Annotated in this window: 20 protein-coding genes, 1 pseudogene and 1 other annotated feature; of the genes and pseudogenes, 8 read left to right on the top strand and 13 right to left on the bottom strand. The window is 53.9% G+C overall.

The window, feature by feature from the left end:
• Window positions 1–122 precede the first annotated feature (122 nt).
• Window positions 123–1,307: a multidrug efflux MFS transporter EmrD gene (gene emrD / locus ACOTYH_RS17275; RefSeq protein WP_015570118.1), complete on the top strand. Its 1,185-nt coding sequence runs from the start codon at window positions 123–125 to the stop codon at window positions 1,305–1,307.
• Here emrD and ACOTYH_RS17280 read toward each other — a convergent pair.
• Together ACOTYH_RS17280 and dsdC are read right to left on the bottom strand one after the other, a co-directional pair.
• A pseudogene (locus ACOTYH_RS17280) lies at window positions 1,213–2,298 on the bottom strand (cellulase family glycosylhydrolase); the annotation flags it as partial. The gene emrD and the pseudogene ACOTYH_RS17280 sit on opposite strands and share 95 nt — an antisense overlap.
• An 84-nt stretch (window positions 2,299–2,382) precedes the next feature.
• Window positions 2,383–3,309 (bottom strand): DNA-binding transcriptional regulator DsdC, encoded by a 927-nt coding sequence (gene dsdC / locus ACOTYH_RS17285; protein ID WP_023302824.1) that lies wholly within the window; start codon window positions 3,307–3,309, stop codon window positions 2,383–2,385.
• 204 nt (window positions 3,310–3,513) lie between these two features.
• On the opposite strand from dsdC, the gene dsdX reads away from it, so the two are divergent.
• Together dsdX and dsdA are read left to right on the top strand one after the other, a co-directional pair.
• Complete coding sequence (gene dsdX / locus ACOTYH_RS17290) at window positions 3,514–4,851, top strand: D-serine transporter DsdX (RefSeq protein ID WP_017694017.1); 1,338 nt, start codon at window positions 3,514–3,516, stop codon at window positions 4,849–4,851.
• A 17-nt stretch (window positions 4,852–4,868) separates the two neighbouring features.
• A complete protein-coding gene (dsdA, locus tag ACOTYH_RS17295) occupies window positions 4,869–6,158 on the top strand; it encodes a D-serine ammonia-lyase (RefSeq protein WP_141414531.1) in 1,290 nt (429 codons plus the stop codon).
• 3 nt (window positions 6,159–6,161) lie between these two features.
• On the opposite strand, the gene ACOTYH_RS17300 is transcribed toward dsdA, so the two are convergent.
• From ACOTYH_RS17300 to ACOTYH_RS17320, 5 genes are read right to left on the bottom strand one after another with little or no spacing between them, the layout of a single operon-like run.
• Window positions 6,162–7,247 (bottom strand): anaerobic sulfatase maturase, encoded by a 1,086-nt coding sequence (locus ACOTYH_RS17300; RefSeq protein ID WP_033487026.1) that lies wholly within the window; start codon window positions 7,245–7,247, stop codon window positions 6,162–6,164.
• A 17-nt stretch (window positions 7,248–7,264) separates the two neighbouring features.
• Entirely contained in the window at window positions 7,265–7,624 is a 360-nt protein-coding gene (locus ACOTYH_RS17305) for a DUF202 domain-containing protein (RefSeq protein WP_032668910.1), read from the bottom strand.
• Entirely contained in the window at window positions 7,614–7,961 is a 348-nt protein-coding gene (locus ACOTYH_RS17310) for a YidH family protein (protein ID WP_421637842.1), read from the bottom strand. The genes ACOTYH_RS17305 and ACOTYH_RS17310 overlap by 11 nt, the downstream gene beginning before the upstream one ends.
• A gap of 9 nt (window positions 7,962–7,970) precedes the next feature.
• A complete protein-coding gene (locus ACOTYH_RS17315) occupies window positions 7,971–9,467 on the bottom strand; it encodes a sulfatase-like hydrolase/transferase (RefSeq protein WP_310865314.1) in 1,497 nt (498 codons plus the stop codon).
• A complete protein-coding gene (locus tag ACOTYH_RS17320) occupies window positions 9,464–11,179 on the bottom strand; it encodes a solute:sodium symporter family transporter (RefSeq protein ID WP_310865315.1) in 1,716 nt (571 codons plus the stop codon). The genes ACOTYH_RS17315 and ACOTYH_RS17320 overlap by 4 nt, the downstream gene beginning before the upstream one ends.
• A gap of 173 nt (window positions 11,180–11,352) precedes the next feature.
• Between ACOTYH_RS17320 and ACOTYH_RS17325 the strand changes: the two genes are divergently transcribed.
• Complete coding sequence (locus ACOTYH_RS17325) at window positions 11,353–12,246, top strand: helix-turn-helix transcriptional regulator (RefSeq protein ID WP_032668915.1); 894 nt, start codon at window positions 11,353–11,355, stop codon at window positions 12,244–12,246.
• Here the strand turns inward: ACOTYH_RS17325 and ACOTYH_RS17330 are convergent.
• Window positions 12,243–13,565 (bottom strand): 6-phospho-alpha-glucosidase, encoded by a 1,323-nt coding sequence (locus tag ACOTYH_RS17330; protein WP_015570123.1) that lies wholly within the window; start codon window positions 13,563–13,565, stop codon window positions 12,243–12,245. The two genes, ACOTYH_RS17325 and ACOTYH_RS17330, sit on opposite strands and share 4 nt — an antisense overlap.
• On the bottom strand, window positions 13,562–15,184 hold the full coding sequence (locus ACOTYH_RS17335) for an alpha-glucoside-specific PTS transporter subunit IIBC (protein WP_017694019.1): 1,623 nt from the start codon (window positions 15,182–15,184) through the stop codon (window positions 13,562–13,564). Before ACOTYH_RS17335 ends, ACOTYH_RS17330 begins: the two co-directional genes overlap by 4 nt.
• A 222-nt stretch (window positions 15,185–15,406) precedes the next feature.
• Here ACOTYH_RS17335 and ACOTYH_RS17340 point away from each other — a divergent pair, with 222 nt between their 5' ends.
• Complete coding sequence (locus ACOTYH_RS17340; protein WP_045339498.1) at window positions 15,407–16,150, top strand: GntR family transcriptional regulator; 744 nt, start codon at window positions 15,407–15,409, stop codon at window positions 16,148–16,150.
• Window positions 16,151–16,184: 34 nt separating this feature from the next.
• On the opposite strand, the gene ACOTYH_RS17345 is transcribed toward ACOTYH_RS17340, so the two are convergent.
• The gene (locus ACOTYH_RS17345; protein WP_421637843.1) at window positions 16,185–17,600 is read right to left on the bottom strand and encodes an aryl-sulfate sulfotransferase; all 1,416 of its coding nucleotides are present in this window, start codon (window positions 17,598–17,600) and stop codon (window positions 16,185–16,187) included.
• A gap of 432 nt (window positions 17,601–18,032) precedes the next feature.
• Between ACOTYH_RS17345 and ACOTYH_RS17350 the strand changes: the two genes are divergently transcribed.
• The 3 genes from ACOTYH_RS17350 to ACOTYH_RS17360 are packed head-to-tail and all read left to right on the top strand — an operon-like array spanning window position 18,033 to window position 21,204.
• The gene (locus ACOTYH_RS17350) at window positions 18,033–19,358 is read left to right on the top strand and encodes a PTS sugar transporter subunit IIC (RefSeq protein ID WP_063136761.1); all 1,326 of its coding nucleotides are present in this window, start codon (window positions 18,033–18,035) and stop codon (window positions 19,356–19,358) included.
• Between the two features lie 28 nt (window positions 19,359–19,386).
• A complete protein-coding gene (locus ACOTYH_RS17355; protein WP_033487033.1) occupies window positions 19,387–19,710 on the top strand; it encodes a PTS sugar transporter subunit IIB in 324 nt (107 codons plus the stop codon).
• Window positions 19,711–19,719: 9 nt separating this feature from the next.
• Complete coding sequence (locus ACOTYH_RS17360; protein WP_045329554.1) at window positions 19,720–21,204, top strand: sulfatase; 1,485 nt, start codon at window positions 19,720–19,722, stop codon at window positions 21,202–21,204.
• Here ACOTYH_RS17360 and ACOTYH_RS17365 read toward each other — a convergent pair.
• The 3 genes from ACOTYH_RS17365 to ibpA form a co-directional block, all read right to left on the bottom strand.
• Window positions 21,201–22,862 (bottom strand): putative transporter, encoded by a 1,662-nt coding sequence (locus tag ACOTYH_RS17365; protein WP_017694020.1) that lies wholly within the window; start codon window positions 22,860–22,862, stop codon window positions 21,201–21,203. The two genes, ACOTYH_RS17360 and ACOTYH_RS17365, sit on opposite strands and share 4 nt — an antisense overlap.
• Window positions 22,863–23,053: 191 nt before the next feature.
• Entirely contained in the window at window positions 23,054–23,482 is a 429-nt protein-coding gene (ibpB, locus tag ACOTYH_RS17370) for a small heat shock chaperone IbpB (protein WP_015570126.1), read from the bottom strand.
• 136 nt (window positions 23,483–23,618) lie between these two features.
• Window positions 23,619–24,029, bottom strand: coding sequence for a small heat shock chaperone IbpA (ibpA, locus tag ACOTYH_RS17375; protein WP_006177605.1), 411 nt, complete (start codon window positions 24,027–24,029; stop codon window positions 23,619–23,621).
• Window positions 24,023–24,097, bottom strand: a sequence feature (ROSE (Repression Of Heat Shock gene Expression) occurs in the 5'-region of heat shock genes and acts as an RNA thermometer to modulate expression.). (Overlaps the previous gene by 7 nt.)
• Window positions 24,098–24,168: the final 71 nt, after the last annotated feature.

The following is a 24,168-nucleotide window of genomic DNA, read 5'->3' on the forward strand; positions in this document are numbered from 1 at the left end:
TCTGTCATTCATCACAGTAATGCTTAAATTGTCATCTCTCTGTGGTAGATTCCTCGCGCATTTATGGGAATGCGTAGTCACTTATTCTTTATTTATCTCTTTTGGCAAAAGTATTCAGCGACATGAAAAAGCAACGGAACGTGAACTTATTGTTGATGCTGGTGTTACTGGTGGCCGTCGGGCAGATGGCACAAACCATCTACATTCCGGCGATTGCCGATATGGCAAAAGATCTGAGCGTCCGCGAAGGTGCAGTCCAGAGCGTGATGGCAGCCTATCTGCTGACCTATGGCGTTTCACAGCTGGTTTATGGTCCCCTGTCCGATCGCGTCGGGCGTCGTCCGGTTATTCTGGTGGGCATGAGCATTTTCATGGTAGCGACGGTGATTGCCATTACCACTCACAGCCTGACCGTCCTGATTGCCGCCAGCGCCCTTCAGGGCGTGGGCACCGGCGTTGGCGGGGTTATGGCGCGTACCCTGCCGCGTGATATGTACCAGGGCACACAGCTTCGTCACGCCAACAGTCTGTTAAATATGGGTATTCTGGTCAGCCCGCTGCTGGCCCCGCTGATTGGGGGTCTGCTGGACACCGTCTGGTCCTGGCGCGCCTGTTACGCCTTCCTGCTGGTGCTGTGCATTATTGTCACCTTCAGCATGGCGCGCTGGATGCCGGAAACCCGCCCAAAAGACGCGCCGCGCACGAAGCTCATCGCCAGCTACAAAACGCTGTTCGGTAATGGGTCCTTTACCTGTTATCTGTTGATGCTAATCGGCGGCCTGGCGGGCATTGCGGTGTTTGAAGCCTGTTCCGGCGTGCTGCTGGGCGCAGGCCTTGGCCTGAGCAGCATGGTGGTGAGTATTCTGTTTATTCTGCCGATCCCGGCGGCGTTCTTCGGCGCATGGTTCGCCGGACGTCCGAACAAGCGTTTCTCCACGCTGATGTGGCAGTCGGTGATCAGCTGTCTGCTGGCCGGGCTGATGATGTGGATCCCGGGGCTGTTTGACGTGATGTCGGTCTGGACGTTGCTCATCCCGGCGGCGCTGTTCTTCTTCGGCGCGGGCATGCTGTTTCCCCTCGCCACCAGCGGCGCGATGGAGCCGTTCCCGTTCCTCGCAGGCACGGCAGGCGCGCTGGTGGGCGGTTTGCAGAACATCGGTTCCGGCGCGCTGGCCTGGCTTTCGGCTATGATGCCGCAGACCGGGCAGGCGAGTTTAGGCTTGCTGATGACCCTGATGGGGCTGCTGATTTTGCTGTGCTGGCTGCCGCTGGCGTCGCGTGTCTCGCATCACGAACAGCCGGTTTAACCGCATGATGGCCCGGCTTCTCGCCGGGCTTTTCACAGACGGGCGCAATCATCGCCTGCAATAGCCGCTCTGGGGCAGGCCGCCACGCCCCCTCTTCCCCGTCATAAAACTGAACATCGGCGTTTATCGCATACGGGATGTTGGCCTGTTGCAGCTCGCACGCCATAAACGTGGCAAACGCCATCTGCGAGGCGGTTGGCGTCAGGCTTTTCGATTCGCCCACCCCCCAGCCGCCAACCCAGCTCACATGCCCGGTTTTTTGTTGCCAGTGCAGCGCGGCGTTGATTCGGTTACGGATAGCCGCTTTCTCAGCCGCAGTTCCGGACGTCCACGGGTATTTACCGTTCGTTTTCAGCGGGCCCCAGGGGAAAATATGCCACTCCGCCAGCAGGTAATTCTGGCTGTGCGCGGGCAGCTTCAGGCTGGATAAATCCTCCGGCGCGGCGCGCAGACGAGGGGCGATAAAAATCATGCGGCTGGCATCAATGGCGTGAATGTCTTTGATCGCTTTCTCATACACCCGGTTGAGCGAAGCAACGTTGTGGTTGAGCTTGTCCGCCGGTTCGTAGATCAGGTCGAAGCCCAGCAATGGCGAGCGCTGACCAAAATAGTGCGCCACGGCAATCCACCAGTTAATCACCTCTTTTTCGGTATCCGCTTTCGGGTCGTTTTTATATTCATCGGCCTGATAAGCGATGATGGGGATGACGCCGTATTGCTCGCAGGCCTCCACCAGCTTACGCAGGTGAATCAGCCGCGCTTCCGTCGGTTCGCCCGCCACCCGAATACGGACATGGTGTATGCCTTTCGCCTGAAAATCACGGACCACCAGCGGGTCGAACTCGCGGATACCGCGCTCGGTGAGTGCCCAGTCGACATCCATTCCGACGCCCAGCATCTGCGCGTAACGGGCAGCCGTCAGCGGCGGCTCAGCGGCAATCGCCCAGCCGGAAGAGAGTAAGATCGCAGTGGCAATAAAAGGCTTTAACACGGTTTACCCTGGATAAATCAAAAGCATTACCTGTATTTAGCACGCTTTTTCACATTTGGTGTAGAGCGAAAGCGTAATAATTCTTCAACCCGCCAGCTCTCTTAGCCAGCCGATAAAGGCGTCAATTTTCGGCCACTGACGGCCGGGAAGCGTTGAGACGTAATAATGCTGATGGCACTTGAGAGTTTTCCCATCAAAGGGTGCGATCAACTCCCCTCGTTCGAGACGTTTTTGCACCAGCCGCTTTCTCCCCATCGCCACCCCCACATTATTCATGGCCGCGATAATGGCTAAATCAGAGCGATCGAAGCCAATACCCGATGATAACGGCATATTCGCCGCGTAATGCTGCGCCCAGCTCAGCCACTCATCCGTACCGGAATCATTGCTCCAGGCCTGACGGTCGTGCAGTAACGTGCAGTGGCTGAGGTTATGGGGGTTTTTCAGCAGTTCATGCTCCCGGGCATACGCCGGCGAGCAGACGGGCAAAATCTCTTCATCCATCAAAAAGTGATGAGAAAGGTGGTTTGGCGGCGTATCGTCGAAATAGAGCGCCAGATCGATGCCGGTTCGCTGCATGTTGACGTAATCATTACCAGTCAGAATAGTAAGTGAAATCGACGGGTAGCGGCGGGTAAAATCCCCCAGCATCGGCACCAGCCAGCACTGGGCGATCGACGGCCGGGAGTACACCGTTAGCGTACCTGACAGCGCCTGGTTTTTAATATCCAGGATCTCCTGATTCAGGGTGTCGAGGGACGATTTCAGCGTCCAGTAAACGCGCTTGCCTTCCTGCGTCAGCTCCACTTTACGGTGTGAGCGGACAAACAGCTGAATGCCCAGCTCCTCTTCCAGCAGGTTTATGCGGTGGCTCACCGCGCTGGGGCTGAGCGACAGCTCCGCCGCCGCCAGCGCGAAGGACTCATGCCGGGCGGCCACTTCAAAGGTGTACATTTTCGACAGCTGCCAGCCGTTTAACAGCCGGTTTCTGCCTTCATTCGCATCGGTCATCACAATTCCCACACGTAATTTCTGCGTTCAGCATACCGCTCAAGAATGAATTTATGTGAACCTAATACGAGTTAAGTGCGCTTTTTAGAACACAGTCACTCAGTTGATCCAATCTGGCTCATCTGAACGCCAATTTATATCGTTTGTCAGCCCACGCCGTTTTTTCGTCCAATACCCCCAGATGACATAAGGGTGAGGTGAGATATGGGATCTCAGGTCTGGGTTGTGGCAACGCTGCTTGTCAGCATCGTATTGATTGTTTTAACCATCGTAAAACTGAAGTTTCACCCGTTCCTCGCGCTGCTGCTGGCAAGCTTTTTCGTCGGCGCGATGATGGGGATGAGCCCGCTGGATATGGTGAACGCCATTGAGAGCGGGATTGGCGGTACGCTGGGCTTCCTGGCGGCGGTTATCGGTCTTGGCACTATTCTCGGCAAAATGATGGAAGTCTCCGGCGCGGCAGAGCGCATCGGGATTACGTTGCAGCGCTGCCGCTGGTTGTCGGCGGACGTGATTATGGTCCTGGTCGGCCTGATCTGCGGCATTACGCTGTTTGTGGAAGTGGGCGTGGTACTGCTGATCCCGCTGGCGTTTTCCATCGCCAAAAAGACCAACACGTCGCTGCTCAAGCTGGCCATTCCGCTCTGTACCGCACTAATGGCAGTGCACTGCGTGGTGCCTCCGCATCCGGCCGCGCTGTTTGTCACCAATAAATTAGGGGCGGACGTCGGGACGGTGATTGTCTACGGTCTGATGGTGGGCCTGATGGCGTCTCTGGTTGGCGGCCCGCTGTTCCTGAAGCTGCTCGGCGATCGTCTGCCCTATAAGCCGGTTCCAGCGGAATTTTCAGACCTGAAGGTACGGGAAGAACACACGCTGCCGTCGCTGGGCGCCACGCTGTTCACCGTGCTGCTGCCGATTGCCCTGATGCTGGTGAAAACCATTGCCGAGCTGAACATGGCAAAAGAAGGCTCGCTGTATACCCTGCTGGAGTTTATCGGCAACCCCATCACCGCGATGTTTATCGCCGTGTTTGTCGCCTACTACCTGCTGGGGATCCGCCAGCACATGGGCATGGGCGCAATGCTGACCCATACGGAGCACGGCTTTGGCTCTATCGCCAACATTTTGCTGATTATCGGCGCGGGCGGCGCGTTCAACGCCATCCTTAAAACCAGCGGTCTGGCGGAGACGCTGGCGCATATTCTCTCGAACCTGCATATGCACCCTATCCTTCTCGCCTGGCTGGTGGCACTGGTGCTGCACGCCGCCGTCGGTTCGGCAACGGTAGCGATGATGGGTGCCACGGCGATAGTGGCGCCGATGCTGCCGCTCTACCCGAACGTAAGCCCAGAGATCATCACCATTGCCATCGGGTCCGGCGCTATTGGCTGCACGATTGTGACCGATTCTCTCTTCTGGCTGGTGAAGCAGTATTGCGGCGCGACCCTGAACGAGACCTTCAAATACTATACGACGGCGACGTTTATCGCCTCGGTGCTTGCACTTGGCGGCACATTCCTGCTTTCTTTCATTATCTGAGCGCGAAGAGACGTATTATGGAAAACGCAACTATCACTACTTTAACAGCACAGTTTCCTCTGGTTGAGGAGCTGATTGCCCTGAAAGAAACCACCTGGCTTAACCCGCGCACCACGACGCTGGCGGAAGGATTGCCGTATGTCGGGCTGACCAAAGCCGACGTGGACGACGCGCACGCGCGCCTGAAACGCTTCGCGCCGTATCTGGCGAAAGCGTTCCCGGAAACGGCGGCAACGGGCGGGATTATCGAATCCGACCTGGTCGCGATCCCGGCGATGCAGGCGCGGCTGGAGAAAGAGTCTGGCAAATCCGTTCCCGGCACGCTGCTGCTGAAAAAAGACAGCCATCTGCCGATCTCCGGCTCGATCAAAGCGCGCGGCGGCATCTATGAGGTGCTGACTCATGCGGAGAAACTGGCGCTGGACGCCGGGTTGCTGAGCCTTGAAGACGACTACAGCGTTCTGCTGGAGCCGCGCTTTAAGAACTTCTTCAGCCAGTACAGCATCGCGGTGGGCTCAACCGGCAACCTGGGGATGTCCATCGGCATTATGAGCGCCCGCATTGGCTTTAAGGTGACGGTGCATATGTCCGCCGACGCCCGCGAGTGGAAGAAAGCCAAACTGCGCAGCCACGGCGTGATCGTCGTGGAATATGAGCAGGATTACGGCGTGGCGGTGGAGCAGGGACGCAAAGCGGCGGAAAGCGATCCGAACTGCTTCTTCATTGACGATGAAAACTCCCGTACGCTGTTCCTGGGCTATGCGGTTGCTGGCGAGCGCCTGAAGGCGCAGTTTGCCGAGCAGGGCCGCGTGGTGGATGCCGATCATCCCCTGTACGTCTACCTGCCGTGCGGCGTCGGCGGTGGCCCCGGCGGCGTGGCGTTTGGCCTGAAGCTGGCCTTTGGCGATAACGTCCACTGCTTCTTCGCGGAGCCAACGCACTCACCGTGCATGCTGCTGGGCGTTTACACCGGGCTGCACGATGAGATTGCGGTGCAGGATCTGGGCATTGATAACGTGACGGCGGCGGACGGTCTGGCGGTAGGACGTGCCTCCGGCTTCGTGGGCCGCGCGATGGAACGCCTGCTTGACGGGTTCTACACCCTTTCCGACCAGAGCATGTACGACATGCTCGGCTGGCTGGCTCAGGAGGAAGGGATTCGCCTGGAGCCGTCGGCGCTGGCGGGGATGGCCGGGCCGCTGCGCGTCGATGCCGATGAGAACGTTACCCACCTGGTGTGGGCGACCGGCGGCGGCATGGTGCCGGAGGATGAGATGGCGAAGTACCTGGCGAAGGGAAACGCCTGATCGTCAGCCGCTCTGCCGCAGCTGTTTCATCAGTTCAGCGGGCGAACGTTGATGCCTGATGAGGTCGCGCATGGCCCGCATGTACGGCGCGCTGTGAAAAAAGAAATCACGGTAGCCCTCGCACAGCACGCTTTTACCGTTCAGGCGATGGCGGGGGCAGTCGCCATTGCACAGGGGAAGAACAGAACACTGCCTACACTCATCCGTGAGCGAATCGTGCTTAATTTCGCCAAATGCACGCGCCGCGGCGGTTTGGTTAAGAACAGATATCGGCATTTGATGAATATTTCCCAGACAGTATTCAGGATAAACATAGTGGTCACATTGATAGAGATCGCCATTGGCCTCTAGTGCAAAGGCATGCCCGCAGCGTTCGGCCAGTGAGCACATCTGTGCGGGATAGCCACTCCAGACGCCCAGCATTGAGTCAAAGAGCTGCACAAAAACGCGCCCCACATCTTCTCTTACCCAGAGGTCGAAGATTGCCTTCAGGAATGTCCCCCACTCCCTGTCACTCACTGATGACGGATTACCCTGCTCTACCAACGGAATAAACTGCAAAAATGGGGTGCCGAGCGCGCGAAGAAAACGGTACACCCGCTCCGGCTGTTGGCTGTTTTGTTGATTGACCACCGTCAGAAGATTGAAAGAAACCTGATGAATACATAGCTTTTCAATGGCTGCGAGAACTTTTTGGTGAGTCGAATTGCCGCGACGGTTAACGCGATAGGCATCGTGCAATTCGGCAGGACCATCGACAGAGATACCTACCAGCCAGTCGTTTTCGCGAAAAAAACGGCACCATTCATCGTTGAGCAGTACGCCGTTAGTCTGAAAAGCGTTCATGATGCGCTTTCCTTTCCCGTGGCGTTGCTGCAACGCCACCACGTTACGAAAAAAATTGATGCCGCACAGCGTGGGTTCACCTCCCTGCCAGGCAAAGTGAACGTCATCATCCGGCTGGGCAGCAATCTGTTGGCAAATAAACGCCTCCAGAGTGGCCTCGCTCATTTGGGGTTGTTCGGGTTTATCGATATAAAAACAGTAACGGCAGTTCAGGTTACAGCGAGAGCTGGCCGGTTTGGCCATCACATGACATCCTGTCATTATTTTTCCTCTATAAAAGAGATAATCTGATGTAAGTGCGTAATAGCAAACAATATAGAGAGGGAGAGAACAGCGACAGCGATCAAAAATTTGTCACGTACGGCTTTAGGTTGTGCGAAATCACCATGCTCAACGTCCATCAGATTACGACTGCGCGTGTAGCGCCAGAGGATAACCGCCACCAGCGCAAGTACCACAAGTGAAATCCAGAATGGAAGCCCCGTGTGGTGCCAGTTGTGTTTAATCGCCAGCGCGATAAGCGCACCGTAGCCCAGTAACGTGCGCAGCCAGGCCAGCGACGTTCGCTCCGGCTGTAGACCTGGGTCGGCCTCACGGCGCGCTTTGCGGCTACCCGACATAGAGCACCAACCCCATCACCACTACGGCAACCACCAGTAATATAGTGCTAATCACAAGCAGGCCGCGGGTGTAGGGTAAATCCTCTTTAAGTCGCATCGCTTTTTCGTTTCGCAGCCAGCGCTGGTAGCCGTAAACCGCCAGCACCCCTGCGAAAAGGCACAGCAGTAATGCCAGCAATTCACGGATCAGTGGCGTAGCGAAATCGGGTGCAAGCTGATCAAGACCCACGCCTGCGGCCAGAAAACCTAGCGCGGTGCGGATCCACGCCAGATATGTGCGTTCATTGGCCAGCGAGAAGCGGTAATCCGGCGCTTCACCGACGCGGGAAATTTTCATCTTGTCTCCTTAAAACTTCTGCTTTTTCTCTTCCACTTTTACCCCCTGCGTGGGCAGTCCGGTGTCGTAATCACGCACCACCGGAGAATAGCCATCTCCCGGCCGCGGACGGAAAGCCCCCATCCAACGAGGGATAGCGTCCGCTCTCCACGGTCGACACGCCCATTGATAGGTACGGAACGGGTCGCGGATTTTATCCATATAATCCAGCAGCGCATCATGCAGCTGATTGCGCTGCTCAGCATAGCGCGGCGAGTCAATCAGATTATGCATCTCGTTTGGATCGTTGCGGCGGTCGTAGAGTTCATCAGTTGTGAACAAGTTCAGCACCAACTTGAATGCATCCGTTACCCAACAGCGTACCGGAATAAATCCGCCAAAGCTGTCATGTTCTATCTCGTAGCGGTTAAATTCCACCATCACTCCGCGCTCTGGCTCTGTCGCCAGAATATTGTCACCCGGCAGGATGTCAGGTTTAGGTATCCCCGCCAGCGCCATCATGGTCGGCAGTAAATCGATATGGCTGACCGGCGTGTCGACTTGCTTCGGTGTGCCCTGTGGGGGGCGTATAATCAACGGGATGCGGGTAATATCGTCGTACATAGCCGCACCTTTGCTGATAAGCCGATGTGCTCCCATCATCTCGCCATGGTCAGAGGTATATATGACCCATGTGTTCTCGCATTGTTCGGGGGTGAGTGCGTTAACCACACGACCAATCTGATCGTCCACAAAGTCATTACAGGCGAAATAAAGCGGGTGATGGTAATACCGGCTGCCATCTTCAACTGGTGACGGCATGGCCTGCGACCAGAGGCGATGATGTACGGGCTTATCCACCAGCGTATCCTGAGCCTTTTCCCCTAAATCGTAGTAAAAGTCCTGATATTTCTCGAGATACTGAACCGGGCATGTGAAGGGATGATGAGGTTCGTCGTAAGAGACCACCATCAAAAAGGGTTCGTCCTCCGGGTGAGGGCGCTGTAAAAAATCGATCGCGCGATTGCTGATGCGGTACGCCCAGGTAAAGGTCTCATCGATATTATTAGCCTGCAATTCCTCTACGCTATTAAGGCCGTTGCGCCACAGATTAATCTGCTCTTCGGTAAGTTCTGCCAGATAGTTAGCGCCGTCAAACCAAAACTCGTCATTCCATTCGGGAGGACAAACGCCGGTGCCAAAATAGTCATGACCATCAAGATGCCATTTACCGATGTAGCAGGTTTGATAGCCCGCATCCTTGAAGTAGCGCCCCATCGTTGAGATGTTCTTGCCTGGTGCAACATTGTTGGTCCACGGTCCGGACTGATTAGCGTAGATCCCGGTGAACAGCCCCGCACGCGCGGGGGTGCAAACAGGGGAGCAGGTATAAGCAGCATTGAAGCGAATCCCCTCTTCCGCAAGCTGATCAATATGGTGGGTGTTCAGGGGTTTACCACTATAACAGCCCACCATATTCGTGGCCTGAGTGTCGGTCATGATGAACAGAAAATTCGGGCGTTTCATGGCTTTTCCTTGACGTCGGAAACATAAACAAGCGAAGGGTTACGGCGCTGACGGATGGCATCGATAATGAGATAAATCACGACCCCTGCGGTGATGAAGTAGCTGACGATGGCAAGCCATTGAGTGGAATACCCCCCAAATTGGGCCAGCCCGGCGTAGACGCCAATCATGGCGAAGAGAATGCCCACCGAGGCAATTTTCGCGTTACGCCAGGGTGACATGTCCACGGCAAACGCGTCATGGAAGGTAAACGGCGTGTCGCGCGGTTTGAGCCAGCCGATAATCAACATTACCGCCACGTTGATGCAGAACGTGCAGGCCAGAACATAGAGAAAGTGAAAATCGAATTTCACCAGATAATTAATTACGATGTAGCTGCAAATGCCGATAAACAGCGCCACTTTCGCGGCGAGGGCTGGAATGCGCGGGAAGAAAAAGCCCATAATGATGATAGTCACCAGTGGAACGTTATAGATGCCGTTTAGCTGTTTCATCCATGAATAAAGCCCCTCCGGCGCATTGGCAATCCACGGCGCAACTATTACAGATACCACTGCGATAAACAGGCCAAACCGGCGTCCTACCTGCACCAGTCCGTCCGGCGTCGCATCAGGCTTCAGGATGCGACGATAAATTCCCATACTAAAGAGCGTACTGGCACTATTCAGGAACCCGTTGAACGTACTGATAACTGCACCAAATAAAACGGCACCAAAAAAACCCACCAACGGTGTCGGCAGGACTTTGTTGACCAGAGCAGGATAGGCCATGTCCGCACTCGGCAGATCGCTGTACAGGTGGAACGCAATCAGGCCAGGAAGCACCAGAATTAGCGGGTCGAGCATTTTTAACACGGCGGTTAACAAGGCCCCTTTTTGTCCCTCAGCGAGACTTTTCGAGGCCAGCGTTCGCTGCACAATTCCCTGATTCGTACACCAGTAAAAGGTATTCACCAGGATCAGGCCCGTAAACGCCGCGCCGATAGGCAACGGATCGGTGCTTACGCCAATGGAATTTAACTTCTCGGCGTGTACGGTGGTCAGACGCTCAACTCCCTGTAAAAAACTGCCATCCCCCATCACAATCAGACCAAACACGGGTACCAGCAGACCACCGATCACCAGACCAATGCCGTTAATGGAGTCCGCAATCGCCATGGCGCGCATTCCGCCTATAACGGCATACACAATTCCGGCCAGCCCCAGCAGAATGACCAGCAACCAGATGGCTGCGGCCTGCGAAAGTCCAAGCGCATCGCTGACGTGAAACAGGCTATTCAACGCCAGCGCGCCGGAGTAGAGCACAATCGGCAGGAAGCAGACGCCCGTCGCGATAAGAAAACAGAAATCAATAATGATGCGTGTCGTTTTGTCGTAACGCTCTTCCAGAAAATCGGGAATAGTGGCAATACCGCGTTGCAGATACTTCGGCAGGAAGATCAGCGCCAGAAAAATCAACGTAACCGCTGACGTGACCTCCCAGCCCATCACCGACATGCCGCTTTTATAGGCCTGGCCAGACAGACCCACCAGTTGCTCTGTGGACAGGTTGGTCAGCATCAGTGAAGCAGCAATCACTGGCGCTTTCAGCGACCGGCCCGCCAGAAAGTATCCCTGCTGCGAAGCGGTATCCACTTTACGTATCTTCCACCAGGTGATAAACGCCACCAGCAGCGTAAAGGCAATAAAGCTCACAATTTGCTGAATATTCATCTTGTTGCCCTTAATTATGATTATGACCCGGTAGTTCGCTGTACAGAGGAATTTAACGCACCGGACCCAGGCTATTCGATATCTTAAAATACAAGACTGGTTTCCCCATCACGGTAATTTTCTGATAAATTCCGCTACAGGTTGTGGGCATAATTTGCTGACGGGAAATTAAAATGAATGGAAAAATTCAAATTTCGCATGTAAAAAACGAAACAACGTACAATATTCCCTTAGTTCTTGATGAAAGTGTGATCTCAAGCGGAATTTCACTGATCTCACTCTGGCATACGCTAGCCGACGAGAGCTACCGCGTTATCTGGCCTCAGGATAAGAAAAAACCGCTGATTGCTAACTCCTGGGTGGCGGTTTATACCGTGCAAGGGTGCGGGAAAATCAGGCTCAAAGATAATTCTGAAATTATGCTTAATGGAAATAACGTTATATTCTTAAAACCTACCGATATAACGTCGTACTACTGCGACGGTCTTATCTGGGAACAATACTGGATGGAATTCATCCCCACAAACATGATGGAAATCCCTATATTACAAACTGGCATAATTTATAATGGCGACGAGTTTAATAAAGAACTTTCAGAAGTTGCTGAATTACTCGCTTTGCGGTCCCCCATAAAAAATAATTTAGCCGTCGCGTTTCTCACAAAAATTATCTATCAGTGGATTTGTCTTATTTCCGAAAATGGTAGGAAAGATCGGGAACTGCTGCGTCTGGAAAATCTGTTGGCCGAGTTGCACGCCAGTGTGCAAAAGCGCTGGAGCGTCACAGAAATGGCACAGCGGATGCAGTGCAGCGAGCCCTGGCTGCGGCGGATCTTTTTACGATACACGGGTAAAACGCCGAAAGAATATTATCTTGACGCACGCCTCGAACTGGCGCAATCGCTGCTGCGCCAGGAGGGAAATACGGTAAACAAGGTGGCTGACATGCTCAACTTTTTTGATTCGTTTCACTTCAGCAAAGCGTTTAAGAATAAGTTTGGCTATGCGCCGTCGGCGGTCAGCAAGTTTAAGGACCGGCACCTCAATGATGCCGGTCAGGAAAATTAATGCAGTTCCGGCCAGTACTCTTTGTTGGCTTCAATCAGATCGTCCAGAATCGCCTTCGCCACCGATGCGCTCGGTACGGTTTTCGACAGGGTAATCGCCTGCCATAGTTTCTGATACGAGCGCTGCTCCCAGGCGTCCACCACCAGTTTTTCCACTGCCACCTGCTGGCTCATGAGCCCTTTCTGGAAGTGCGGAATATCACCAACGGTCAGCGGCTCCGGTCCGTTGTGGCCGACCAGACAAGGGATTTCTACCATCGCGTCGGCGTCAAAATTATGGATAGCCCCATTGTTAGGCACAATCAGCAGCATGCGTTCCTGGGTATTAAAGGCGATCGCGGTCGCCAGATCGACGATGTACGACGCATGTTCGTCGATTTCCAGTTCACCGGCAGAAGAATGACCGGCTTCGATAATCGCCCGGCATGAACTGAATACATGCTTCTCACGGTGATCCATCACTTCATTGGCGCGGGTACGCTCCGGGTTGGAATGGGCGACCACATAGTCCGGGAACAGGTAATACTTCAGGTAGGTGTTCGGCATGGTGTCCGGATCCAGCGCCTGTACGTCTTTAGCCTTGGCGAAAGTATCATTCCAGCTCGCTTCAGTATGCGCATCTTCCGAAGGCGGAACATAACCGTTTTTCGCCACGTATTCGCGCAGTTTCGGCATCAGATCGTTGCCGTTCAGATCTTCAATCGACGTCCACCAGCCGAAGTGGTTCAGACCGTAGTAGCGCACGCGCATCTCTTTGCGGTCTTTCAGACCGACGATTTGCGCCATACGTCCTTCAATGCCGATCGGCATGTCGCAGATGTTGAGAATTTTCGCGTTCGGACGCAGGCGGCGCGTGGCTTCCGCGACAATCGCCGCCGGGTTGGAGTAGTTCAGCATCCACGCGTTCGGGGAGTACTGCTCCATGTAATCCACCAGCTCCAGCACGCCGCCGATGGAGCGCATGCCGTAGGAGATGCCGCCCGGCCCGCACGTTTCCTGGCCCAACACGCCGTGGCGCAGCGGGATTTTTTCATCTTTTTCACGCATGGGGTATTTGCCCACGCGAATATGCGCCATCACGAAATCCACATCGGTAAAGGCCGCTTCAGGATCGGTGGTGTAACTAAATTCAATCTCCGGCGCCTGCTCCTTAAGGATGATTTTGCACGCCTCGGCGATGATCTCCTGACGTGCTCCGTCATTGTCATAGAACTTCAGCGCACGCAGCGGGAAACGGTCACGGTTGGCTAACAGCATCAGGACGATACCAGGCGTGAATGTACTGCCGCCGCCTGCAATAACAACTGAGAATTTTTTCATGATATAGCCTCTGTCAGAGTGGTTTGTTCGTTTGTTAAAGGGGTTTTCATCAGCGATTCCAGCTGGTCGCGCACCTGAGGAACGTGCAGACCGACAATCACCTGTATGCCGTTGCCGCGCCGCACCACACCGTGTGCGCCCAGGGCCTTGAAGACGTCATCGCTTTGGGTTTTCGTCATATCCACCAGGGCGATACGCAAGCGGGTGGCGCAGTTATTGATACTTTCGATGTTTGCTGCGCCGCCGAGCGCCTGTAAGAACCCAGCAGCCTGCCCGACCTGCTGGCTGGCTGCCGCCGGGGCGGTGGTTTGCCCGCGCGCGGCCTTATAGTCGGCTTTGTTGTAGAGTTTGATTTCGCTCTCTTCCCGGCCCGGCGTTTTGAGATTCAGACGTTCGATAAGCGTTCTGAAGACCACGAAGTAGATCCCGGTGAAGCAGAGGCCGATGCCAATCTGGGTGAATACCGTCGAGGCGTGGTTATGGAACATCGGGATCCAGTTTTGCGGCAGGAACTGGTCCAGCAGACCGCCCCCCATGTTCCCCACCACCCCGAAGGTATACATCACCGTCGCCATCGTTGCGGCCAGCACGGCGTGGATGGCAAACAGCAACGGCGAGATAAACAGGAAGGTGAACTCCAGCGGTTCGGTAATGCCCACCAGCACGGCGGTAAGCGTGGCCGGGATCAGCAGACCTGCCACTTTGACGCGGTTCTCCGGCGACGCGGTATACCAGATAGCCAGCGCAATACCGACTGAGCCAAACACCTTAGAGTTGCCGTGCAGCGCGAATCCGCCCTCCGGAAACAGCGTTTTCAGCGGCACAGTGCTCTGGCTGAATTCCTGAAGGTGCTGTGCCCAGTAGACCTGAATGCCGCCTTCTACCGCAGCCGGGCCGAAGATAAACGGGCCGTAGACAAAGTGGTGTAATCCGGTTGGGATCAGAATGCGTTCCAGGAAGGTATAAACCCATACGCCCAGCGCGCCAGCGGTACGTAGAAAGGCCTGCAACGACTCAATGCCCATCTGCACTTTCGGCCATCCCAGCAGCGTCAGCCAGGCGCAGGGGATCATGACGAAGAACGCGAGGATAACGACAAACGAGGTGCCCTGGAAAATCCCCAGAAAGACCGGCAACGGCTTGTCGAAAAATCGGTTGTGGATGGCGGTGACGAGCCCGGAAATGATAATCGCCCCGATGATGCTGGTATCAAGCGTTTTGATTCCGGCAATCATCGCCAGCCCGCTGCCGGCAGTGGGTTCAGCAGAGAAGTCGACGCCAAAGAAGTGACCCCAGGTCATCCCCATCGCATTGATAAAGTAGTTCCAGGTCAGGAAGCTAATCAGCACCGCCAGACAGGCGCGGCCCTGCGCCTGCTTTGCCAGGCCAATCGGTAAGCCGACAGCAAAAATCAGCGGCATATTTCGGAACACCGCCCAGCCGCCCTCTTCGATGATGTGAACAATTTGCGCGAACAGATTATCCGGCGCGGTTAAGGCCTCACCGACAAACAGCGGATTGCGAAGCATGATGGCGATCCCAACCACGATCCCGGCAAAGGGAAACAGCAAAACCGGGGTGAACATGGCGCCGCCAAAACGTTGTATTTGACTGAGCATTTTTAAATCCTCATGAAACAACCTGTAGGGGATAGAGGCCTTTATGGTTTTTTACTGGCCTGAGGTGAGCATAAGAACTTACTGATGCAGCAACATGGTATGCCGCTGCGATTCGTGATCGCATTCATGGTTTTAATTTGACCAATCAGGTCTACTTTTTAAAATAAAAATAGACAAGTTAAGACGTAATCCACGCCATGATGTGTGCAGAGAGGTCTACTGGTGATCTACAAATCAATTGCCGATCGGCTGCGGCTGCGGCTGAATTCCTCGGACTACAACATTGGTAGTCCGTTACCCGGAGAAAAAGCGCTGGCAAAGGAGTTTGGCGTAGCCCGGATGACCATCCGCAAGGCGCTGGATCTGCTGGTAAGCTGGGGGCTGGTTGAACGTCGACACGGCAGCGGGACATTCGTGGCGCGCAAAGACGTTCATCATGAAACGACTAATCTGACCGGGCTGGTGGAGGTGCTGCGCCAGCAGGGGAAAGAAGTGCAGAGCAAGGTGTTGCAGTTTGAAGTGATGCCCGCGCCGCCCGCCATCGCCAGCCAGCTGCGGATTCAGGTTGATGAGCGGATCTATTTTTCAAGGCGGGTGCGTTACGTGGACGGAAAACCGCTGATGCTGGAGGACAGCTTTATGCCGGTGAAGCTGTTCCGCAATCTTTCCCTGGCGCATCTCGAAGGATCTAAGTTTGATTACATCGAGAAGGAATGCGGGATCACCATCAGCGGCAACTACGAGAGCCTGACGCCGGTGCTGGCAGATAAACAGCTGGCCGGTTATATGAATGTGCCGGAACAGACGCCGCTGCTGCGCATCACCTCCCTTTCCTACAGCGACAGCGGCGAGTTCCTCAATTATTCCGTGATGTTCCGGAACACCAGCGATTACCAGGTGGACTACCATCTGCGGCGCATCCACCCGGAAGACTTGTTAGCCCATCCCCCAGAACAGCACCGATAAAGACTGACAGCAACGGGAACGCGCCAGAGCAGATTTATATCAGCGTGCGCAGTTCATCGAAGGAAAAAATACGGCCACGATAGCCCAACCCGGAATCAATATTGTATATCGACACCCCAATATTATTGTTGGTATCGAAGACGAAGAAGGACTGCTCGGCGCCAAAATAGACGTTGAAATTATCATCTCCCACGTCAAATACCGATGAAGTAAGCTCGCTTCGCTGACCAGGAATGTGGAACTGATCCAGCCGCTGAACCGTCCTGGCGGTTAAATCAACGGCCAGCACGGTGGGTAAAGAATCCAGTGCCGCCGCAGTATAAGCGACTGGCGGCGATTCAATAACACGCACCAGTTCATTCCCCTTTTCATCGGCACAGGAATTGTTGTTAAACAGAGAAATGACGATTTTATTATCACCTCGCCAGGCATCATATTGACTATTTTTGGTAATAAACACGGCGTGCTCACCGTTGGGATAGGTGAAATTATCGGCATCGACCACGCTCAGATTGAGCGCGCTATTGAGGGTGGGGAAAGCGGGATTATCAATAATCCACTCCGGATCGCCCGAGTCAATATTGAGGCCAATAATGGTACAGCTTGAGCGGGAATTGATCATGAGCTGATTGGTTTCCGCTATATACTCCAGGCTGTTGAAATGCACGTCATTGGTATCGGTATTATCCAGCACCGTGGCCCCCATATACTCGGCGGTGTAGTCACGCTGCCAGAGCAGGGTTCCGCTGGCGATATCGTACCGGTAGAGCATGCACTCCAGCTTCTGCTGGTCGCTCCAGCCGTCCAGCAGCGAGCCTAATACCCACACGTTGCCCTTGCCGTCGGTTGTCAGGTCGTGGTGAAAGCCATAGCCCGCCGGTGCGGCGAGGGTTTGCGTTACCTTTCCGGCAAGGTTAAAGCGGTAGAGCGTGGGGGCAAAGGCATGTTTATCGGGATCGTAGGTTTCACTGGCCAGTGCTGACCACAGCGAATTGTCGATAATTTTTAAATTACCGTACATCCACGGGAACAGACCCGTAATGCGTAAATCGCCGTTAATATCGTAGCCATTCCACTCGCTGGTCACAAACCAGCCCTGACCCAGCGTATTATCCGCCATGTCCCGATCGTCAATATTGATGGCTAACGTTAAGGCCACATCGCCATAATCCTGGCCCTCAGTGGAGATCGTGAAAACAGAGGTTTGTACCTCTCCTTGTTCCGTGTAAAGCGTCAGCGTCACGGTATTGGCATAATTCGCATAGAGGCCGACAACGGTGACTTCGGGATTAACAGCGTAACGATCGTTGGCATAATAAAAATCCACATTATTAGACTTACCATGAACGGTATAGTTAAATCTTACCGGCTGATAATAATCTATTTTAATAAGCGCACTGAGCTTATTCTTATCATAAGGGTTAACAATTACCGTAGAGGTTGCTTTCATTACAGAGTCCTTAGTTTGTGCTTAACATCGCTGGTGTATTGACGCTTTCACCCACAAACCTATACCTCGTTTTAATTGTATTTTGTGGAATAGCACACAAATAAACCGATTTTTGCAAATTCATACTAATTAATCAGCAGTGAAAACACCAAAATAAATCATTACACATCAATATATTCATCAATGAAATATAACCCTGGTAAATACACATTGCGCCTGTCATTCACATCCATAGATTATATATAAATAATTAATTAAAAAATCACAAAAATCACTGGGATTTATAGCTTGCTATTTTTGCAAAGACACTCACAAAAAATCATTTTTAATCTTCTAATGACTAATTTTGATTACTAGTATTCATCCCGTCATCAACAGCAGTGAACGGGATGTAATTATCTGGATAAAAATATCACGGAGGTTAAGTCAAACATGTTTTCTGAATTTATCGCCATAATACAGTCTTTTTTGACCGAGCCTGCAATCTTAATAGGCTTGCTGGTCGGTCTGGGGTACGCACTCGATAAAAAATCACCGATAAAAATTATTACCGGCATGGTAAGCGCCATGGTGGGATTAATGATGGTGTTATTCGGTGGTTTTCAATTCTCGGCAACGTTTAAACCTGTGGCTGATGCTGTTAGCCAGTCTTACGGTATTCATGGCTACCTGATGGATTCCTATGCCATGAAAGCGGCGACCCAAATTGCGCTCGGCGATAATTTCGGTTTTGTCGGCTATGTGTTTGTACTGGCCTTTTTTACCAACCTGCTGCTGGTGCTGCTGGGCCGTTATACGCGGGTCAAAGGCATCTTTCTGACCGGTAATACCGGCGTATCCCACTCTCAGGCTGTGCTGTGGCTAATCGTCTTCTGGCTGGGCTTAGGCTGGGTCCCCTCAATTATTATCGCCGGGATATTAACCGGGTTGTTCTGGGCTTTCGCCACGACGCTGATCGCGAAACCCGTCGCCAAAATTACCAATAATGCGGGCTTTACCATCGCCCATAATCAGATGCTGGGGATCTGGTTTTTTTCTAAATTCGCCCATTTGTTTGGCGATGCGGAAAAACAGGATGCCGAGAATATGAAACTGCCCGGATGGCTGGCAATTTTTAACCATAACGTCACCTCTATCGCAATCGTGATGACGCTGTTTGTCGGCGGTTTTTTACTGACAACCGGGATTGATAACGTCCAGGCGATGGCGAAAGGAAAGCCCTGGTATATCTATATTATTAACCTCGGACTGCAATTCTCCATGTATATGGTGATTTTGCTTCAGGGCGTGCGCATGATGGTCGGCGAAATTAATGCCTCTTTTAAAGGCTGGCAAGACCGTCTTATTCCTGACGCCATTCCGGCTGTTGACGTCGCGGCGCTGCTCCCCTTCTCACCAAATGCCGCTACGCTGGGATTTATCTTCTGTACCTTCGGCACCATATTTTCGATGGTTATTCTGCTTATCACCAAAAGTCCCATTATGGTGTTGCCGGGTTTTGTGCCGCTCTTTTTCTCCGGCGGTCCTATTGGCGTATTAGCCAACCGATTAGGCGGTTACCGCTCCGTTATTATTTGCACCTTTCTGCTGGGAATGATTCAAACCTTCGGCACGATCTGGGCCATTCCGCTTACCGGCCTTGCTGCCGAGGGAGTGGGCTGGACCGGTATTTTTGACTGGGCGACATTATGGCCCGCCATTTGTGAAATCCTTAAGTTTATTGCAGCCACATTCCACCTTGGGCCTTACGCGGGCTAAATCCCTTCACCTTTAAAAGGAACGTGTGATGAAAGAAAAAATTAATATTCTGTTTGTTTGCGGCTATGGCGTTGGTAGTAGCGTAATGTTACAGACGGTCGTGAAAAAAGCGTTAGCAAAATACAATATTGCTTTTGAGATGGAGCATACCGCCGCGGGCGAGGTGGGCGGGTTTACCGACTGGGCCGATATCTATGCAATTTCTAAAAAACTCATTGATGTGGTCAGTCTCGATCCGCGTCACGGGCAATATCTCATCCCGATCGAAAATATTATGGACGGCGAAACGATCGGTAAACAGATCTACGCGGTGGTAGAAGAACATTTTCCGCATCTGATCCCGTCTCGCTAAGGAGCGCAGATGAAAGCCATTATTCTGCTCTTTGATAGTCTGAATAAACATTATCTGCCGCCCTACGGAGACGTTATTACCCAGGCGCCAAATTTCCAGCGTCTGGCGGCGCACGCGGTAACGTTTAATAACAGCTATGTCGGCAGTATGCCGTGTATGCCCGCCCGCCGTGAATTACACACCGGGCGGTACAACTTCCTACATCGCGAATGGGGGCCGCTGGAGCCGTTTGACGACTCCATGCCGGAGTTGCTGAAAAAAGCGGGCGTGTATACGCACCTTATCAGCGATCATCTGCATTACTGGGAGGATGGCGGAGGTAATTACCACAATCGTTACAACTCGTGGGAGATCGTGCGCGGTCAGGAGGGCGATAGCTGGAAAGGGAGCGTTGCCGATCCGGTTATCCCGGAGGTGCTGCGCGTACCGCAGAAGCAGACCGGCGGCGGCGTGTCCGGGCTCTGGCGTCAGGACTGGGTAAATCGCGATTATATCCGTGAGGAGGCCGATTTTCCGCAAACTCGCGTCTTTGCTGCCGGCTGCGAGTTTATCGAAAAAAACCATTCGCAAGATAACTGGCTGTTGCAGGTCGAAACCTTCGATCCGCACGAACCGTTTTACACCACCGAAGAATACCTCTCGCTGTATGAAGATCCGTGGGACGGGCCTCACTACGACTGGCCGCGCGGCAAGGTGGAGGAGAGCGCGGAGGCGGTAGAACATATTCGCTGCCGCTATCGTGCCCTGGTGTCCATGTGCGATCGCAATCTGGGCCGCATCCTTGACCTGATGGACATTCTCGATCTCTGGCGCGATACGATGCTGATCGTCGGTACCGACCATGGTTTTCTGCTGGGAGAACATGGCTGGTGGGCGAAAAATCAAATGCCGTACTACAACGAAGTGGCGAATAACCCGTTATTTATCTGGGATCCGCGCCACGCCAGGCGCGCAGAGCAGCGTGATTCGCTGGTGCAGATGATTGACTGGGCGCCGACTCTGCTGGAGTTCTTCAGGCAGCCCATTCCCGCAGACGTACAGGGGCAACCGCTAACGCCGGTTCTGCAAGATGACACGCCGGTGCGTGACGCCGCGCTGTTCGGCGTTTTCAGCGGCCACGTCAACGTCACGGACGGTCGCTACGTCTATATGCGCGCCGCGCTTCCCGGGCGTGAAAATGACATCGCGAATTACACCCTGATGCCGATTAAGATGAACACCCGCTTTGATGTGGCCGAGCTGCACGCCTTAACGCTGGCGCCTCCCTTCCGTTTTACCAAGGGCGTCAGTACATTGCGCATTCCGGCCAAAGAGAAATATCAGGGGATTAATCGCACTGGCCATCTGCTGTTTGATTTATACACCGATCCGCAGCAGCTGAGCCCGATAAAGGATGACGCGATCGAAGCGCGTATGATTGCCCTGCTGGTGCGCCTGTTGCACGAGAGTGACGCGCCGGCAGAGCAGTTTGTCAGGCTGGGCTTAACCGGCTAGCCCATCCCCCAGAACAGCACCGCCAGTAGCTGCGGGGTGATGATGCGCAGAAACATCACCAGCGGATAAACCGTGGCGTAGGACAACGCCGCCGCGCCGCTGGTGGCGTGCAGGTTGTTGGCGAACGCCAGCGCGGGCGGATCGGTCATGGAACCGGCCAGCATGCCGCACAGCGTGAGATAGTTCATTTTAGCGAAGATACGTGCCAGTAATCCGACCGTTATCAGTGGGATAGCGGTAATAAATATGCCGTATCCTACCCAGCTCATCCCTTCGCCGTTGACCAGAGTATCGACAAAATCGCCGCCGGATTTCAGCCCCACCACCGCCAGAAACAGCACGATGCCTAACTCCCGCAGCGCCAGGTTAGCACTCGGCGGCATAAACCAGTAGAGCTTACCGATGGAGCCGATACGCCCGAGGATCAGCGCCATAATGAGCGGCCCGCCTGCCAGACCCAGCTTCAGTGCTACCGGGAAGCCGGGCACGTACAGGGGGATGGAGCCAAGCATGACGCCAAGCCCGACGCCGATAAAGACCGGCAGCATCTGCACCTGCTGGAGTTTTTGCTGGGCGTTGCCTACCATGTCCGCTACGGCATCAATGGATGAGGGACGCCCGACGAGGTTGAGAATATCACCGAATTGCAGGCTGGCATCCTGGCTGGCTACCAGCTCGACACCGGCGCGGTTAAGCCGGGAGATCACCACGTCATAACGCTCTTTAACCTGCAAATCGCGTATTTTCTTGCCCAAAACCTTCTCATTGGTCACTACCACGCGCTCCACGCGCATGTCCGTTCCACGGGTTGAGAGTGAGGTATCCACCTCCTGACCAATCACCAGCCGGGCATTGTTTAAATCCGCCGGTTGCCCTACCAGATGCAGGAGATCGCCGTGCTGAATAAGGGTATCCGGTGAAGGTACCATCAGCGTTTCATCACGTTTCAGGCGGGAACAGATAATGGTCGCGCTGTTCAGAATGGGAACATCCTGTATCGCCATATTGTTCAGGTTGGGGTTTTCGACGCGAATGTTGATGGTTTTAATGAGCGCATGGCCGTTGGTCAGCGTGCTTTCATGCTCTTTTGCCTCCTGCTCGACGTTAACACGGAACAGCACGCGCACCAGCCACATCGAGAGCAAAATACCGCAAATGCCAAACGGATAGGCCATGGCGTAGCTCATCCCCATCTGATCGACGACATCAGCAGGGATACCCAGATCGCGCAGAATTTGCTGGCCCGCCCCGAGCGCGGGCGTATTCGTGACGGCGCCGGAGAAGATGCCCAGCACAACGGGCAGCGGAATCGCGAAGAGTTTATGCAGAATGGCGGTAACCAGCCCACCCATCACGACGATGCCGAAGGCAAAGAGATTAAGGCGTAAACCGGAGACGCGCAGGGAAGCGAAGAAGCCCGGCCCCACCTGAATACCGATGGTATACACAAAGAGGATCAGGCCGAACTCCTGGATGAAATGCAGCATATCGGCGCTGAGCACCCACCCAAGCTGGTCGGCAAAATGGCCGACAAAAATCCCGCCGAACAGCACCCCGCCGATGCCAAATCCGACGCCGCGGATTTTGATATTCCCCAGCCATAGCCCCACTACCGCGACAAGGGCCAACACGCTAACGGTTAACGCGATATCACTCATGATCCACATCCTGTGTATAACCATAGTTATGCTAAGGATTCTCTCAGAGCTGACGGCGGTTGTATGGGCGATGGCGCACAAAAAAGCCCTGCCGGGGCAGGGCTTCATGGCATCTGTGAGCGAGTCGGGTGGCGGCTGCGCCTTACCCGACCTACAGGATCGGCAGGTTTGCCTCGCGGCAAAAATGTGTATTAGCTGTTCAACGCCGGGCGTTCGCTAATGGCGATGCGCTGAGGCGCAATGGCTTCCGGCACGTTACGGGTGAGGTCAATGTTCAGCAGCCCGTTAGTGAACGTCGCGCCAGAAACTTCCATATGGTCTGCCAGGGTAAAGCTCAGGCTAAACGGCTGAGTGACAAGCCCCTGATGCAGCCATTTGGTCTCGGTGTCTGGTTTTTCCGGTGACCCTTTCACGGTCAGGCGCGTACCCTCAAGCTGGATGTCGAGATCTTCCTGGCGGAACCCGGCCAGCGCAAGCGTGATGCGGTAGTGGTTATCATCGCTTTTTTCGATGTTGTACGGCGGAAAGGTCTGCTGTTCGGTTGCGCTTTGCAGCGCGTTAGCCAGTTTGTCAAAACCGATCCACTGACGCAGCAGGGGGGATAAATCGTAGTTACGCATACTAAATCTCCTTCTGAGAAGCGAGTGCGGCACAGTTTAATTTTGTGCACAGTTGTACCTGCAAACCCTTGCGGATTCGCATATGCTCCCGTTACGGCAAGCAAGTTCGGGTGGGCCGCTCACGCGACCCGCGTAATTAGTTGATTTCGATACGACGCGGTTTTTTCTCTTCCGGAATCACACGTTCCAGTTCGATAAACAGCAGGCCGTTCACCAGGTTCGCGCCCTTGACGTGGATGTTCTCAGCCAGCTGGAACTTGCGCTCAAAGTTGCGCTCTGCGATGCCCTGGTAGAGGTAGGTTCGTTCTTTCTGCTCGGCCGTATGGGAGCCTTTCACCACCAGCAGATTGTCCTGCGCGGTGATCTCCAGTTCGCTCTCTGCGAAACCGGCAACAGCAATCGCAATGCGATAGTGGTTTTCGTCAACCAGTTCAACGTTGTAAGGAGGATAGCCGTTGCTCTGGCTCTGGTTGTTTTCTAAGTGGTTGAACAGACGATCGAAACCAATGGCAGAACGGTATAGCGGAGAGAGATCGAAATTACGCATGGATAAATGCTCCTGAAATCAGCGAGAAAATGTAGCCTTCCACCATGGACAGGCTTCTGCTTCCCCGAACACCCATCAGGCGTGTCCGTTATCGGGTTACATTCTTAAAATGGGTCTGGATACGGCCTTTTCAAGACTG

This window comes from Enterobacter cloacae complex sp. SHL001 (genome assembly GCF_049236825.1).
GTDB lineage: Bacteria > Pseudomonadota > Gammaproteobacteria > Enterobacterales > Enterobacteriaceae > Enterobacter > Enterobacter hormaechei_C.

Excerpts from the sequence above, each read along its gene's own strand:
- ibpA (WP_006177605.1), bottom strand. The coding sequence starts at position 24,029 with ATGCGTAATTTCGATCTCTCTCCGCTATACCGTTCTGCCATTGGTTTC.
- ibpB (WP_015570126.1), bottom strand. The coding sequence starts at position 23,482 with ATGCGTAACTACGATTTATCCCCCCTGCTGCGTCAGTGGATCGGTTTT.
- ACOTYH_RS17315 (WP_310865314.1), bottom strand. The coding sequence starts at position 9,467 with ATGAAACGCCCGAATTTTCTGTTCATCATGACCGACACTCAGGCCACG.
- ACOTYH_RS17320 (WP_310865315.1), bottom strand. The coding sequence starts at position 11,179 with ATGAATATTCAGCAAATTGTGAGCTTTATTGCCTTTACGCTGCTGGTG.
- ACOTYH_RS17365 (WP_017694020.1), bottom strand. The coding sequence starts at position 22,862 with ATGAGTGATATCGCGTTAACCGTTAGCGTGTTGGCCCTTGTCGCGGTA.
- dsdX (WP_017694017.1), top strand. The coding sequence starts at position 3,514 with ATGGGATCTCAGGTCTGGGTTGTGGCAACGCTGCTTGTCAGCATCGTA.
- ACOTYH_RS17300 (WP_033487026.1), bottom strand. The coding sequence starts at position 7,247 with ATGGCCAAACCGGCCAGCTCTCGCTGTAACCTGAACTGCCGTTACTGT.
- ACOTYH_RS17305 (WP_032668910.1), bottom strand. The coding sequence starts at position 7,624 with ATGTCGGGTAGCCGCAAAGCGCGCCGTGAGGCCGACCCAGGTCTACAG.
- ACOTYH_RS17355 (WP_033487033.1), top strand. The coding sequence starts at position 19,387 with ATGAAAGAAAAAATTAATATTCTGTTTGTTTGCGGCTATGGCGTTGGT.
- ACOTYH_RS17335 (WP_017694019.1), bottom strand. The coding sequence starts at position 15,184 with ATGCTCAGTCAAATACAACGTTTTGGCGGCGCCATGTTCACCCCGGTT.
- ACOTYH_RS17325 (WP_032668915.1), top strand. The coding sequence starts at position 11,353 with ATGAATGGAAAAATTCAAATTTCGCATGTAAAAAACGAAACAACGTAC.
- dsdA (WP_141414531.1), top strand. The coding sequence starts at position 4,869 with ATGGAAAACGCAACTATCACTACTTTAACAGCACAGTTTCCTCTGGTT.
- ACOTYH_RS17345 (WP_421637843.1), bottom strand. The coding sequence starts at position 17,600 with ATGAAAGCAACCTCTACGGTAATTGTTAACCCTTATGATAAGAATAAG.
- dsdC (WP_023302824.1), bottom strand. The coding sequence starts at position 3,309 with ATGACCGATGCGAATGAAGGCAGAAACCGGCTGTTAAACGGCTGGCAG.
- ACOTYH_RS17310 (WP_421637842.1), bottom strand. The coding sequence starts at position 7,961 with ATGAAAATTTCCCGCGTCGGTGAAGCGCCGGATTACCGCTTCTCGCTG.
- emrD (WP_015570118.1), top strand. The coding sequence starts at position 123 with ATGAAAAAGCAACGGAACGTGAACTTATTGTTGATGCTGGTGTTACTG.
- ACOTYH_RS17330 (WP_015570123.1), bottom strand. The coding sequence starts at position 13,565 with ATGAAAAAATTCTCAGTTGTTATTGCAGGCGGCGGCAGTACATTCACG.
- ACOTYH_RS17350 (WP_063136761.1), top strand. The coding sequence starts at position 18,033 with ATGTTTTCTGAATTTATCGCCATAATACAGTCTTTTTTGACCGAGCCT.
- ACOTYH_RS17360 (WP_045329554.1), top strand. The coding sequence starts at position 19,720 with ATGAAAGCCATTATTCTGCTCTTTGATAGTCTGAATAAACATTATCTG.